This is a genomic window from uncultured Tenacibaculum sp., assembly GCF_947504135.1.
Lineage (GTDB): Bacteria > Bacteroidota > Bacteroidia > Flavobacteriales > Flavobacteriaceae > Polaribacter.
In genome coordinates this window covers 248,182-261,932 of the sequence record NZ_CANNGG010000004.1, presented here as the reverse complement: position 1 = coordinate 261,932, position 13,751 = coordinate 248,182, and the positions used below count along the sequence as shown (strand labels likewise).

General features: G+C 30.8%; 13 protein-coding genes. 6 read left to right on the top strand and 7 right to left on the bottom strand.

Features of this window, described 5'->3' with window-relative positions:
• Window positions 1–50: 50 nt before the first annotated feature.
• The 3 genes from lysA to Q0663_RS10215 all read right to left on the bottom strand — a co-directional run bounded on the left by lysA (window position 51) and on the right by Q0663_RS10215 (window position 3,920).
• The gene (gene lysA, locus Q0663_RS10225) at window positions 51–1,256 is read right to left on the bottom strand and encodes a diaminopimelate decarboxylase (RefSeq protein WP_299010462.1); all 1,206 of its coding nucleotides are present in this window, start codon (window positions 1,254–1,256) and stop codon (window positions 51–53) included.
• Between the two features lie 281 nt (window positions 1,257–1,537).
• Window positions 1,538–2,776, bottom strand: a complete 1,239-nt coding sequence (gene pepT, locus Q0663_RS10220; protein WP_299010458.1) for a peptidase T — start codon at window positions 2,774–2,776, stop codon at window positions 1,538–1,540.
• Window positions 2,777–2,855: 79 nt separating this feature from the next.
• Window positions 2,856–3,920: a DUF3810 domain-containing protein gene (locus Q0663_RS10215; protein WP_299010455.1), complete on the bottom strand. Its 1,065-nt coding sequence runs from the start codon at window positions 3,918–3,920 to the stop codon at window positions 2,856–2,858.
• Between the two features lie 127 nt (window positions 3,921–4,047).
• On the opposite strand from Q0663_RS10215, the gene dnaB reads away from it, so the two are divergent.
• Window positions 4,048–5,562 carry a replicative DNA helicase gene (gene dnaB, locus Q0663_RS10210; RefSeq protein WP_299010452.1) on the top strand — a complete coding sequence of 505 codons (1,515 nt, stop codon included), beginning with the start codon at window positions 4,048–4,050 and terminating at the stop codon, window positions 5,560–5,562.
• A 72-nt stretch (window positions 5,563–5,634) separates the two neighbouring features.
• On the top strand, window positions 5,635–6,894 hold the full coding sequence (locus Q0663_RS10205) for an asparagine synthetase B (protein ID WP_299010448.1): 1,260 nt from the start codon (window positions 5,635–5,637) through the stop codon (window positions 6,892–6,894).
• 61 nt (window positions 6,895–6,955) lie between these two features.
• Here Q0663_RS10205 and Q0663_RS10200 read toward each other — a convergent pair whose 3' ends face one another.
• Window positions 6,956–8,143: a hypothetical protein gene (locus Q0663_RS10200; protein ID WP_299010446.1), complete on the bottom strand. Its 1,188-nt coding sequence runs from the start codon at window positions 8,141–8,143 to the stop codon at window positions 6,956–6,958.
• A 154-nt stretch (window positions 8,144–8,297) separates the two neighbouring features.
• On the opposite strand from Q0663_RS10200, the gene Q0663_RS10195 reads away from it, so the two are divergent.
• Window positions 8,298–9,143: a transketolase gene (locus tag Q0663_RS10195; protein WP_299010444.1), complete on the top strand. Its 846-nt coding sequence runs from the start codon at window positions 8,298–8,300 to the stop codon at window positions 9,141–9,143.
• Window positions 9,144–9,292: 149 nt separating this feature from the next.
• A complete protein-coding gene (bshA, locus tag Q0663_RS10190) occupies window positions 9,293–10,447 on the top strand; it encodes an N-acetyl-alpha-D-glucosaminyl L-malate synthase BshA (protein ID WP_299010441.1) in 1,155 nt (384 codons plus the stop codon).
• Between the two features lie 29 nt (window positions 10,448–10,476).
• Here bshA and Q0663_RS10185 read toward each other — a convergent pair whose 3' ends face one another.
• The 3 genes from Q0663_RS10185 to Q0663_RS10175 form a co-directional block, all read right to left on the bottom strand.
• A complete protein-coding gene (locus Q0663_RS10185; RefSeq protein ID WP_299010438.1) occupies window positions 10,477–10,929 on the bottom strand; it encodes a PA2169 family four-helix-bundle protein in 453 nt (150 codons plus the stop codon).
• 73 nt (window positions 10,930–11,002) lie between these two features.
• The gene (locus Q0663_RS10180) at window positions 11,003–11,203 is read right to left on the bottom strand and encodes a hypothetical protein (protein ID WP_299010435.1); all 201 of its coding nucleotides are present in this window, start codon (window positions 11,201–11,203) and stop codon (window positions 11,003–11,005) included.
• Window positions 11,204–11,227: 24 nt separating this feature from the next.
• A complete protein-coding gene (locus tag Q0663_RS10175) occupies window positions 11,228–11,701 on the bottom strand; it encodes a hypothetical protein (RefSeq protein WP_299010432.1) in 474 nt (157 codons plus the stop codon).
• 157 nt (window positions 11,702–11,858) lie between these two features.
• On the opposite strand from Q0663_RS10175, the gene Q0663_RS10170 reads away from it, so the two are divergent.
• Together Q0663_RS10170 and Q0663_RS10165 are read left to right on the top strand one after the other, a co-directional pair.
• Window positions 11,859–12,899, top strand: coding sequence for an AraC family transcriptional regulator (locus Q0663_RS10170; protein WP_299010430.1), 1,041 nt, complete (start codon window positions 11,859–11,861; stop codon window positions 12,897–12,899).
• Window positions 12,900–12,917: 18 nt separating this feature from the next.
• Entirely contained in the window at window positions 12,918–13,715 is a 798-nt protein-coding gene (locus Q0663_RS10165) for a patatin-like phospholipase family protein (protein WP_299010427.1), read from the top strand.
• Window positions 13,716–13,751 lie beyond the last annotated feature (36 nt).

Below are 13,751 nucleotides of genomic sequence, written 5' to 3'. Positions count from 1 at the left end.
TATATTTTAAAAAAGCTCTGACTCAAAAAAGTCAGAGCTTTTAACTTTTCTTATAATGTAATGTTTTCTTGGTTTCTAAGAATATCTTCTATAGTTTCCCTTTTTCTAATTAAGTAATCTTTTCCTTTATAAACCATTACTTCAGCGGGTCTGTATCTAGAGTTATAGTTAGATGCCATAGTAAAACAATAAGCTCCTGCATTATGGAAACACAATATATCTCCTTCAGAAATTTCATTAATTCTTCGGTTAGAGCCAAAAGTATCTGTTTCACAAATATAACCTACTACACTATAAAAACGCTCTCTTCCTTTTGGGTTAGAAATGTTTTCTATTTGATGGTATGAATTATAAAACATTGGTCGAATTAAATGATTTAAACCACTATCGATACCAGCAAATACAGTAGAAGTTGTCTGTTTAATCACATTTACTTTTGCTAAGAAATAACCAGCTTCACTAACTAAAAACTTCCCAGGTTCAAACATTAGGGTAATATCTTTACCATAATCTTTACAAAATTGATTAAATCTAGTCGATAGTTTTTCTCCTAACTCTTCTATATTAGTAGAGATATCATCTTTTTTATAAGGAACTTTAAATCCACTACCAAAATCTACAAAGTCAATGTTTTCGAATTGTTTAGCCACATTAAATAAAATTTCAGAAGCACGTAAAAAAGTATCAATATCTAAAATATCAGAACCCGTATGCATATGTATTCCATTAATATGCATTCCTGTATTTTCAACTACTCTTTTTATATGAGGTACTTGGTGAATTGAAATTCCAAATTTAGAATCGATATGACCTACTGATATTTTACTATTTCCACCTGCCATAACATGCGGATTAATACGAATACAAACAGGAATTTTTGGGTGTTTTTGTCCGAATAACTCTAAAATAGATAAGTTATCAATATTAATTTGCACGCCTAATTTAGCAACATCTTCTATTTCTTGAAGAGAAACACCGTTAGGAGTGTAGATAATTTCATGAGGTTCAAACCCAGCTAATAAACCTAATTTAACTTCTTGAATAGAAACTGTATCTAATCCGCTATTAAGTTTATTAAACACCTTTAATATATTAATGTTAGATAACGCTTTTACTGCATAATTAATTTTTACATTTTTCACTTTTGAAAATGCAGAGGTAATCTTCTTGTATTGAGAAATGATTTTTTCAGTGTCGTATACATACAAAGGAGACTGATACTTATCTGTCAACTTTAAAAGGTCTCGTCTATTCATTTGATAATTATTTGCCGCAAAAATAGATAGGAGGTACTAGGCAAAAAATTAAATAAAAGAAATATACAAATTTGTGTTTTTTTGTGAAATAAGGGGTTTTTAAGTTAGGTAAAAGGGAATTTTCCTGTTTCTAAGCTTTTTAAAAAGATTCATATTTGTGGTGAAATAAAGTTAAGGGGATTTATTTCAAAAACTATGATATTTTCTTTAAGGGGTAGATGATATCATTAAAAAAACTCTAGCTGCAGCTAGAGTTTTTAATTTTATAACGTAGTAATAGATTATTGGAATTTTACTGCTACTTTTTGAGCAATACCAACAATAACCTCACTAGCTTTTACAATACTTTCTACAGGAACATATTCATAACGTCCGTGGAAATTATGACCACCAGCAAAAATGTTCGGACAAGGCAATCCTTTGTATGATAGTTGAGAACCATCAGTACCACCACGAATAGGTTTGATTAACGGAGTGATTCCCATGTCTTTCATTACCTCTTCAGCAATATCAACAATATGCATTACAGGAGTTACTTTTTCTTTCATATTGAAATATTGATCTTTAATTTCAACTGAAATTAGCTTTTGTCCACGTTTGGCATTCAACACTTCAGCTAAATCTAACATAGCTTGTTTACGGTTATTGAATTGATCCATGTCGTGATCTCTAATAATATAGTGTAAAGTTGTTTTTTCAACTTCACCTTGCATGTGGTGTAAATGGAAGAAACCTTCGTAACCCGTAGTTTTTTCTGGTACTTCATCTTCAGGTAAAGCATTAATGAACTCACTTGCAATTAACATAGAATTGATCATTTTTCCTTTCGCGTATCCTGGATGTACAATTTTACCATTAATAGTAACTGTTGCTCCAGCAGCATTAAAGTTTTCGTACTCTAATTCTCCAATCTGACTTCCGTCCATTGTGTAAGCCCATTCTGCTCCAAATTTTTCAACATCAAACATATGAGCTCCTTTACCAACTTCTTCATCAGGAGTAAAGCAAATACGGATTTTACCGTGCTTAATTTCTGGGTGTTGGATTAAGTATTCCATAGCTGAAACGATTTCAGTAACCCCAGCTTTATCATCAGCACCTAACAAAGTAGTACCGTCAGTAGTAATGATTGTTTGACCTTTGTATTGTAATAAATCCTCGAAATAATCAGGAGATAAAACGATGTTCTCTTCCTTGTTTAATAAGATATCTTTACCATCGTAATTCTCATGAATTTGAGGCTTAACATTAGCTCCTGTAAAATCTGGACTTGTATCAATATGAGCAACAAAACCAATAGTTGGCACTTCGTAATCTAAATTACTAGGTAACGTTGCCATTAAATAACAATTTTCATCTAATTCAACATCTTCCATTCCTATTTCCTTTAGTTCTTTTTCAAGAACTTTGGCTAAGTCCCATTGTTTTTCAGTACTAGGAAAAGCAGGATTGTTAGGATCACTTTCAGTATCAATAGTTACATACTTAATAAATCGGTCGATTATATGTTGTTTGTTCATCGTAGTATTTTTAAAGCTTCAAAAATAGCTATTTCAAATGTATTTAGAGAAGTGAAATAAGATGAATTTATGTTAATATTCATTTTTTAAAATAAGCGATCAATAAGTCGACAACATAGCTATACGATTGTATTCCTTTTGATTGGTTGTTGGCTTTTAAATATGAATTGTATCCTTTTTTTAAGTAAGGTTCAATCGGGTTTTTAAATTGCTGCCAATATACGTAACTAGCTTTATAATCTTTATAAACACCTTTATTTACCGTTTTAGCTAGTTTTTTTCCTAACTCTTTATCTCTTTTATATACTTGACCTATACAATAGTTGTATGCCATACGATAACCAGAGTATTTAAAGTAGAGGTCATCATTTGCTACAGAAGCTAAAAAACCTACAAAGTTAGCATCATTTTCTGCAGCCCAACCAATTTGGTGTGCTATTTCATGACAGGTGGTAGCTGGATAACCTGTTTTAGGAATCATATCATTTACTTGAGCCTCTCCAGTTATGGGGTTAATATATCCTGAAGTCCCATTGTACGATTGAAATAAACTTACCAAAGAACTTTTTATTGATGAAGTTTGATAGTTCAACTGTGGATAAATGGTAGATAAGGATTTAAAACCATTAGGAGCCAACTTATATATTTCTTTTTGAGAATAAGGAATTACCACTATTAAAGAATCATTAGAAGTAATTTTTAGGTGAACAGCGTTTAATTCTTTGATAATATGTTTTGTTGTAGAAACTAATTCTTCAGTAGTATAGTTAGATTGTTGTAAGCCTAAGTTCTTAGCTAAAGGCTCTCTAAAATAATTCAAACCCCAAAAAGCATAAAAACAAAAATAAATTATAGATAAAGTAATGATAAAATTTAGTAATTTAGAAAGCGAATTTTTAAATCGGTTTTTTATCAAACCGTATAAAGACTTACTGAAAATAACAATTAAAAATAAACCTAATGCATCACCAAAAGAAAAAGGAATCCATCCCAAAATAAAACGAAAAAAAACAGAAAGGTATGGGTAAACACCATTACTATAATATTGCTCAATCCACAGCGATTTTTGACTTAAAAATTGTACTAAAAGAATTTGAATAGGGAGTGTTAACGCTATATAAAGATGTTTTTTTGGAAGCTTCATAAGCCCAAAAATAAGAAAGTTGGTACGTTATCAACAAGTTAATAACACTTTTGTTTGCAAAATTGTGCAAAAAGAAATTTAAAGAACTCACCTATAAATATCATCTTAAAAATATACATTTGCTGTCATGGAAAGAACCCAATCTCTTAAAGGAACAAAAATAGATAAAGCTAAAATAATTAGCTTAGAAAAAGGAAAATTACCACCACAAGCCTTAGAATTAGAAGAAGCTGTTTTAGGAGCTATGATGATTGATAAAAAGGGAATTGATGAAGTAATTGATATTTTGCATCCTGAGGCTTTCTATGATAAAAGACATCAAGAAATTTATGATGCAATTTATGCGTTATTTCAAAATTCAGAACCAATTGATTTACTTTCTGTATCTAATCAATTAAAGAAAAATGGAAAACTAGATTTAGCAGGAGGAGATTTTTACCTAATTGGATTAACACAAAAAGTAGCCTCTTCTGCCCACATAGAGTTTCATTCAAGAATTATTCTTGAAAAATACATTCAAAGAAGATTGATAAGTATTTCTTCAGAAATTATTGAAAATGCCTATGACGAAACCATGGATGTTTTTGATTTATTAGATGATGCCGAAGGAAAATTATTTGAGGTTACACAAGGAAACTTAAAAAAAGGAGCAGAAAGAGCTGACTCTTTAGTTCAGCAATCCATTAATAAAATCCAGGAGATTTCTACCAAAGAAGGAATGAGTGGTTTGGCAACTGGTTTTACCAAATTAGACGCACTTACTTCTGGTTGGCAGCCTACCGATTTAATTATTATTGCAGCACGTCCTGGTATGGGTAAAACGGCATTTGTAATTTCCATGGCGAAAAATATGGCGATAGATTTCGGACATCCTGTAGCTTTATTTTCGTTAGAGATGTCATCGGTACAGTTAATTACGCGTATGATTTCTTCGGAAACAGGGTTAACTTCTGAAAAATTACGTAAAGGAAATTTAGAACCACACGAATGGGAGCAATTAAATGTTAAAGTTAAAAACCTTTCAGAAGCGCCTATTTTTATTGATGATACACCAGCCTTGTCCATTTTCGATTTACGTGCTAAGGCGCGTCGTTTGGTATCGCAACACGGAGTTAAAATATTAATTATTGACTACTTACAGTTAATGACAGCTGGAGGAGCAGGAGGTAACCGTGAACAAGAAATTTCGACGATTTCGCGTAACTTAAAAGCACTAGGTAAAGAATTGAATGTACCTGTAATTGCACTTTCTCAGTTATCACGTGCGGTTGAAACCCGTGGAGGAAGTAAACGTCCGTTACTATCCGATCTTCGTGAATCGGGAGCGATTGAGCAGGATGCCGATATTGTATCGTTTATCTATCGTCCTGAATATTATGGAATGACAGAATGGGACGATGATGATCACTCACCATGTGAAGGTCAAGGAGAGTTTATTGTAGCAAAGCACCGTAACGGTGGATTGGATAATATCCGTTTGAAGTTTACAGGACACTTGGCAAAATTCTCAGATTTAGAAGAAGGGTTTAGTAGTGAATTCCAATCGAGTATGAACTCTGGATTTAACGATGAAGTAGCATCTAGTAACTTCGCTTCACCAGAAGACGCATTCGGTCCGAGTGACGATGATGTTCCGTTTTAGATTTTAAATAAAACTTAAAATATGATAGAATACACAATTGCTAAAAAGTAATTGTGTATTTTAGTTTTTAAAATGAAGCAATTTAGATACATACTTATCTTTTTTCTATTCTCAAACACGATTTGGGCTTCCTTTATTTATGTACCAATGAGTAATGAAAATCAGAAGAATCATTTAAAGGCGTATGGAATTGTGTATTATGCACTTCAAAATGGATTAAAAGCAAAATGGTTGTTAAATTATGATGGTGGCGCTTTTTTAATTGAAAACAACGAAGCGGTTGAAAATGAGTGTAAAATCCGAGGTGTTTCCTACCAAATCATTCCAGATGCTAAATCAGCATTAATTTTAGAAGAAATTTCTTCACCTTCAAAAAATCAAGAAGCAGTTACTTTAGAAAAAGCTCCGAAAATAGCGGTGTATTCTCCTAAAGATAAAATGCCTTGGGATGATGCAGTAACCATGGTATTGACCTATGCAGAAATTCCTTTTGATGTAGTATACGATGAAGAAGTATTAAATGATAAACTGTTATTGTATGAATGGCTACACTTGCATCATGAGGATTTTACAGGACAATATGGACGATTTTATGGTGCTTTTAGAACCGCACCTTGGTATATCCAACAAAAGAAAGATGCAGAAGCCTTAGCCAAGAAACTAGGATACAATAAAGTGTCAGAAGAAAAAGGTGCTGTAGCTAAAAAAATACGTGATTACGTAGTTGGTGGTGGATTCATGTTTGCCATGTGCTCAGCAACCGATAGTTTTGATATTGCCTTAGCAGCTGATGGAGTAGATATTTGTGAAGCAATGTTTGATGGAGATGCCTCAGAGCCTAGTTATCAATCTAAAATAGATTTTAATAAAACCTTTGCTTTTAAAGATTTTGAATTGATTCGAAATCCTACTACTTATGAGTTTTCTTCAATAGATATGACTCGAAAACGAAGAATAAGAAAAGAAGTAGATTACTTTGTTTTAAAAGAGTTTTCTGCAAAATGGGATCAAGTACCGACCATGTTAACCCAAAATCATACCATGTTAGTGAAAGGTTTTATGGGACAAACAACATCGTTTGATCCTAATGCTATAAAATCTACAGTTATTGTTTTAGGAGGAAATAAAACCAATGGAGAAGGACGCTATATTCACGGAACCAAAGGAAAAGGAATGTTTACCTTTTACGGAGGCCACGATCCTGAAGATTATCAGCATAGAGTAGGAGATCCTAAAACAGAATTAGATTTACATCCAACCTCACCAGGATATCGTTTAATATTGAATAATGTACTGTTTCCTGCAGCTAAAAAGAAAAAGCAAAAAACGTAAGTATTATTTAGAGATGAAATTCTAAATTAGGTAGAATCTTTAGTAAATATCAATACTTAGATTACATTTCAGATAATGTGAAATTTTTCCAAAAATTAGTATTTATTTCGGTATCATTTAAAACAGTGTTTATTTTTTCATTTTCATAATTCTCGTAAGAAATTTCTTTCACATCATTTAATTCAAAATCAAATAAATAACTTTTAGAATTAAAGCTAGAATTTATTGTTTTTTTACTGTTAAAAGTGACTTCACTATAATTTTTATAATCAAAATTACTAACATAGTACTTATTCTCAATTTTTTTATTGAAAACAGCTATGCTTTGTTCTTTTAATTTTATATCAATAATGTTCCTATGTTTAGTCTTATTAAGATAATAATCTAAATCATCATTTTTAAGAATACCTTCCCATTTTTCAATAATTTTGGCTATCGAAAAATCATTTTTTCTTATATAAATTGATCCAAAATAGGCTGTAGGATAAGATTTATTAGTGAAATTCCAGTCATCTTTTTCGGTTTTAAATGAAATAATATAATATTGTTCCTCTTCTTTTTTGTTGGTTGTAGCAAAATTTAAAGTAAATTTTTTATGCTTTCTTTTATGTAAAATGTTGGCATATTGTATTGGATTTTCTCTATAGGCAAAAAGTTGAGAAGTATATTTTAAGGTATTGGTTGTGTCTTTTGTTATCCAATTAACACGTTCTAACCCTAAAGTAGTTATGTATTCTTGTCTATACCCAAAACTAAACTCTTTGGCTACAAGTTCTAACTCAAAAATATTAATATCATTTTTATTAGAAAGTATTTTGCTGTAACGTTTATAATTATGTGGATGCGTAGGGTGGTTTTCTTCTAGTTTTGAAATTACTTCTTTCAGTATAGATTCGGGCGATCTTTTAGTTGTTATAATAATTTCATTTAAAATATCAAAAGAGTTTTCTAACAAAACTTTAGGGGCAATATTCTTTAAAACAATTTTCTTTGTTTCAATACCAATTCCACTAAAAACAATTGTATCATTTAAGTGACTGGTTAGATACGGAAATTCTATTTCACCATTTTCATTAGAAATTCTGTAAATCTGTCTTTTAACATTAGAAATATTTACAAAGGGTATAATTTCTTTATTCTTTTCATCTATCGTAATAGTTGATACGTATTGGTAATCTTCTGTTTTAGTGGTGTTTTGAGCATTTACATTTATAAAATGCAAGAGTAAAAGGAGTAATAATTTTTTCATAGTAAAATGTTTCGTTGTTAATTAAAACAATAGTATAATTTTGAAAATGTGTTTTTGTTAATAAAAACCAAATTAACAATACTTTATAAACTTCAAGTTTTTTTCAAATCTCTAAGTTGATTTTGTACATTTGTGGGCATAAAACAAAACAATAATGCCAACAACACAACAATTACAAGATTTTACACAACAAGTTCGTAGAGATATTGTACGAATGGTACATGCTGTAAATTCAGGTCATCCAGGAGGTTCTTTAGGGTGTGCTGAATTTTTAACCTGTTTGTATCAGAAAATTATGGATTATTCTACCGATTTTACCATGGACGGTACAAATGAAGATTTATTTTTCTTGTCAAACGGACATATTTCACCTGTATATTATAGTGTACTAGCTCATAGCGGATTTTTCCCTGTAGCTGAGTTGGCAACTTTTAGAAAGTTAGACTCTCGTTTACAAGGTCACCCAACTACGCACGAAGCCTTACCAGGTATTCGTATTGCCTCAGGATCGTTAGGACAAGGAATGAGTGTTGCTATCGGTGCTGCTGAAGCAAAAAAGTTAAATGGAGACGGTAAAATTGTATATTCATTACATGGTGATGGAGAGTTACAAGAAGGTCAAATTTGGGAAGCTGCTATGTATGCTTCTGCTAAAAAGATTGATAACTTAATTTCTACAGTTGATTTAAACGAAAAACAAATCGATGGTTCTACTGATGAAGTTTTACCTATGGGAAGTTTAAAAGCTAAGTTTGAAGCTTTTGGATGGGATGTTGTAGAAATCAAAGAAGGAAACAATGTTGAAGCTATTTTAAACGGAATGGCTGATGCAAAATCTCGCACAGGAAAAGGAAAACCAGTTTGTGTCTTGTTATATACTGAAATGGGTAATGGTGTAGATTTTATGATGCACACTCACGCGTGGCATGGTAAAGCACCAAATGATGAACAATTAGCATCTGCTTTAGCTCAAAACCCTGAAACATTAGGAGATTATTAAATTACAGATAATTTATAGATTAAAAACGCCATTACAAACTATGTAATGGCGTTTTTATTTTATGAAATTCTTTACATATAAACGTAAGTAATACCGTAAATTTACGTCATTAACTATATTCTAAACTTAAAAATAATCAAACAGTAAACATGAAAATAGGAATTGTATGTTATCCAACCTTTGGTGGAAGTGGAGTTGTAGCAACTGAATTAGGAATGGCTCTTGCTGATAAAGGTCACGAAGTACATTTTATAACTTACAATCAACCTGTTCGATTAGATTTCTTTTCACACCGTTTACACTTTCATGAAGTTGTTTTAGAGGAATATCCACTATTTCAATACCAACCTTACGAATTGGCTTTATCAAGTAAAATGGTAGAAGTAGTAGTAAAATATGAACTTGAAGTTTTACATGTACATTATGCTATTCCACATGCCTATGCGGCTTATATGGCAAAAAAAATGTTAGAAGATAAAGGTATTAATGTAAAGGTTGTAACGACGTTGCATGGTACTGATATTACTTTAGTAGGAAGTCATCCAACGTATAAGACAGCGGTAGAATTTAGCATCAATAAATCTGATGAAGTTACGGCAGTTTCTAACAGTTTAAAAGAAGATACCCTTCGTTTATTTAATATTGAAAAAGATATTAAAGTTGTCTATAATTTTATTGATGGTGAAAAGTATGATAAAGCGCATGAAGGAGAGTGTAAAAGAGAAGCACTAGCGAAACCACATGAACGAATTTTAACACATATTAGTAATTTTCGTCCTGTAAAACGTACCGATGATGTTATTCGAATTTTTAATAAAGTTCAAAAAGAAATACCTTCAAAATTATTAATGGTTGGTGACGGACCAGAACGTTTAAAAGCTGAAAACTTAGCGAAAAAACTAAAAATAGAAGATAAAGTACTATTTATGGGAAATAGTACTGAAGTAGCTAAAATTTTATGTTATACCGATGTGTTTTTATTGCCTTCGGAAACAGAAAGTTTCGGATTGGCAGCTTTAGAAGCTATGGCGGCAAGCACGCCAGTAATTTCTACCAATACAGGCGGGTTACCAGAAGTAAATATTCAAGGAGAAACAGGTTTTTTAAGTGATTTGGGTGATATTGATGAAATGGCAAATAATGCTATTAGCATTTTAAAAGATGAAGCTGTTTTAAATCAATTTAAAGAAAATGCGAAAGAACATATTAAATCCTTTTCATTAGAAAATATTTTACCTGTGTATGAAGACATTTATAAAAGTTGCTCTAAAAAAGCGGTAGACATAAGAAAAGCAGGTGTTTAACCTGCTTTTTAAAAACTATCTACTATTTATTATTCCACTTCTTCTAACTTTTTAACGAATATGGCATCATTTAAAATCATATCTCGTTGAGATTTGATTAAGTTTAAAGTAGATTCTGGTAAATGTAACCCCGAGTTAATAACTTCGTTATACTCTTCTAGAGCTGCTTTTTCTCCTCTTAAAGCTTCTTCTAGCATAGCTTCTTCGTCTTCATTAGAAAAGAAAGCTTTGGTGTCCATCCACATTCTGTGGGCTTTACTAGTAATACTTCCGCCTTTATCAGGTTTTTGGTTAAAAGATGTTATTTCTGCTTTAAGTTCTTTTCCAAAATCTTTACGTTCATTAGCTCTTCGATTAAAAAAGTTTGTTAAAGATTCACTTTTAACATTATTTGCAGCTGTTTCATAACCTTTAACTGCATCATAATTCTTTTCTAAAAGGTTATTTAATTTTTCGGCAACTTCTTGTGTGTAACTATACATAATTTAAGATATTTTAATGTTAAGAGTATGTTCTTTTTTGATGCTTACTCATTTTGCATCAATGCTATTCATTCTATTTTTTTGATGTAAAAAAAGATACTAGTAAAACAACTATACCTAAACCAAGTGTTATATAAGCATCTTTGTTGTTTTGTTCTGTAAATTCTGCGATTCCTATATCAACAGATGCCTCTGGAGATACAATTTTAAATACTCCATATAGTGTCAATGCTACACCTATTACTATTAGAATTAATTTTATAGTCTTGTTCATTTTTTTTGTTTTTATTAATTATTATTAAAATTGGTATCTAATACCTAATGCGATATCTAAATCTAAATCATCACTATAATCATTGGTTAAACCTAACTCAGGTCTAACATCAAGTGAGATTACCCAAGGGGCATCAAAATTATATTCAATACCAACATCACCAGCAACTAAAGCAAAAATCCCATCGTTATTAGGTGTTTCATACGATCCAACACCTGCACCCGCACCAATGAACCAATTAAATCTTCCGTCTAATTTATTCACCCATTGGTATAAACCAACTAATTTAAATGCATCTACATTGTTAGAGTTTCTAAATCCTAAATCAAATTCTAATCGATTATTTTCTTTTAAATAATGTTGATATGAGATTTCACCTCCAAATCCGTCATTATCACCTAATCTAATACCTAATGCATTTTTAGATATCTGTTGAGCTGATGCTCCAATTGTAAAGAATAATAATGCTCCTGCTATTGCTGTCTTTAATAATTTCATTTTTATGTGTTATAATATTATACCACAAAATTATATAAAGATAAGAGTTTGCATTTGCTCATATCTTTTTAATCTTTGCTCATTTACAATAAAATGTTTATTTTTTTTATTTAATTATTAAACAAAAAGCATTAATTTTATAGCATACAGCTATAGCATGACTACAATTAATATTACTGCTAAAGATACCCAGGGTACCGTTAAGCAAATTCAAGGTGTAATTGGAGGAACAATTACAGAAAGATGGGGAGAATACGTTTTAGACGTTGATAGCAAATTAGCAAAAGGTAAGATTAAGTTCTTAAATTTTGAATGGGGTGGTAGTATTTTACAATACGATATAACTTTCTTAGATAACATCACACTTATTATGACTGCCTCAGAATATAATCCTATCCATTTTACTTATACTACTGAAGGATATTGTTTTCATAGGTTTGAATTAGAAAATAAAAAAAGAAAGTTAGAGCAATATCAATCTGTTATTATTACTAGTAAAGATGGTGGATATAATTATATGTATTTACAAAAAAATATAAAACTTAAAATCCATCAGATACAAATAAATAGGGTAAAGTTTTTAAAGAAGCGTTTAAACAATGCTTCTTTATTGAATAAGAGACTTTATGAAGTTTTTCACGATCAACAGCATGAAAATGTTTTTGCTTATTTTGGAACCTATAATTTAAAATTAGCAAATCTTATAAAGCAATATAATAAGATTAAACAAAAGGGAATGATTCGTATTTTGATAAAAGAAGGTATTGTATACCAAATTTTATCAGAGCACATGTTGCAACACAATAAAGATGTTAAAAGAAAAAGAAAACCAGAAACTACCTTAACAAAAAAAGAAATTAGTTTGATTAGAAAAACAGGTCAAAAAATTCTTAATAATGTTGCAGAAGAATATAATGTAGAAGAATTAGCTAATGAAATTGGACTAACGCAGGCTAAATTGCAAGAAGGTTTTAAATTGTTGTTTTCTAGAACTGTGATAGAATATATTAGACACGTACGCTTAGAGGAAGCTCGAGATTTAATGAACTCAACAGATTATAACATCTCACAAATTGTATATTCGATAGGATTTTCAAGCAGAAGTTATTTTTCTAAAATATTTAAACGTAAATACGGAATTAGCCCCAGTGAATTTTTAAAAAACAAGCAAGAAACTAGTGCAGTTAAAATAGCTTAACAAAGAAGAAAGCAAAAAATGATAAAAGAAAAGTATGGGTGTTCTATTGAAAAATTAAAAGATTTAGACCCTAAAACCCCTATAAATTTAGTGCTTAGCGGAGGTGCAGAAAAAGGAGTAGCTCACGTAGCATTACTAGAAAAGTTAGAAGAATTACATATTAAAATCAACGCTATATCTGCCTGCAGTTCTGGTTCGTTAGTAGGATCTATGTATGCATCGGGTATCAAACCTCAAGAAATATTAAATTTTTTTAGGACTACTGAAATTTTTCAATATTCGTGGATTACAATTGCTAAACCCGGAATCTTCAATTCGTATAATTATGCTAGGCTAATTCAAGATAAAATAAAGTCAACTTTTGAAGAATTAGAAATTCCTTTAACGGTATCGACCACCAATTTGAATAAATGTGCTACACAATATTTTTATGAAGGAGAACTGTTAAAACCTGTATTGGCTTCATGTGCAGTACCTGGACTGTTCAACCCTATAAAAATAGATGACATGTTATATTCTGATGGAGGTATTATTGATAATTTTCCTACTACACCTTTTGAAAACTCAGAGTACCCAGTTATTGGAAGCTATGTAGTTTTTCCTTCAGCAAAAGAAAATAAAGAGTTAAACACAACAATTAAAGTATTGGCACATACCTCTAAATTGTTGATGTTATCATCCGAAGAATACAAGTTTTTTAGCACCTATGCAACTATTTGTTATCCGTTAGGAGAGTTTAGCGGATTCAATATTAAAGAGGTAGACGCTATTTACGAAACAGCTAAAAAATACATCGAAGATAAATTTGCAAAATAAGTAAGAACTAGCTTTATAAGATAGTTAGTTCTCTTT

Bases quoted from the DNA above. Each gene is read 5' to 3' on its own strand.
- lysA (WP_299010462.1), bottom strand. From the start codon at position 1,256: ATGAATAGACGAGACCTTTTAAAGTTGACAGATAAGTATCAGTCTCCT.
- pepT (WP_299010458.1), bottom strand. From the start codon at position 2,776: ATGAACAAACAACATATAATCGACCGATTTATTAAGTATGTAACTATT.
- Q0663_RS10215 (WP_299010455.1), bottom strand. From the start codon at position 3,920: ATGAAGCTTCCAAAAAAACATCTTTATATAGCGTTAACACTCCCTATT.
- dnaB (WP_299010452.1), top strand. From the start codon at position 4,048: ATGGAAAGAACCCAATCTCTTAAAGGAACAAAAATAGATAAAGCTAAA.
- Q0663_RS10205 (WP_299010448.1), top strand. From the start codon at position 5,635: ATGAAGCAATTTAGATACATACTTATCTTTTTTCTATTCTCAAACACG.
- Q0663_RS10200 (WP_299010446.1), bottom strand. From the start codon at position 8,143: ATGAAAAAATTATTACTCCTTTTACTCTTGCATTTTATAAATGTAAAT.
- Q0663_RS10195 (WP_299010444.1), top strand. From the start codon at position 8,298: ATGCCAACAACACAACAATTACAAGATTTTACACAACAAGTTCGTAGA.
- bshA (WP_299010441.1), top strand. From the start codon at position 9,293: ATGAAAATAGGAATTGTATGTTATCCAACCTTTGGTGGAAGTGGAGTT.
- Q0663_RS10185 (WP_299010438.1), bottom strand. From the start codon at position 10,929: ATGTATAGTTACACACAAGAAGTTGCCGAAAAATTAAATAACCTTTTA.
- Q0663_RS10180 (WP_299010435.1), bottom strand. From the start codon at position 11,203: ATGAACAAGACTATAAAATTAATTCTAATAGTAATAGGTGTAGCATTG.
- Q0663_RS10175 (WP_299010432.1), bottom strand. From the start codon at position 11,701: ATGAAATTATTAAAGACAGCAATAGCAGGAGCATTATTATTCTTTACA.
- Q0663_RS10170 (WP_299010430.1), top strand. From the start codon at position 11,859: ATGACTACAATTAATATTACTGCTAAAGATACCCAGGGTACCGTTAAG.
- Q0663_RS10165 (WP_299010427.1), top strand. From the start codon at position 12,918: ATGATAAAAGAAAAGTATGGGTGTTCTATTGAAAAATTAAAAGATTTA.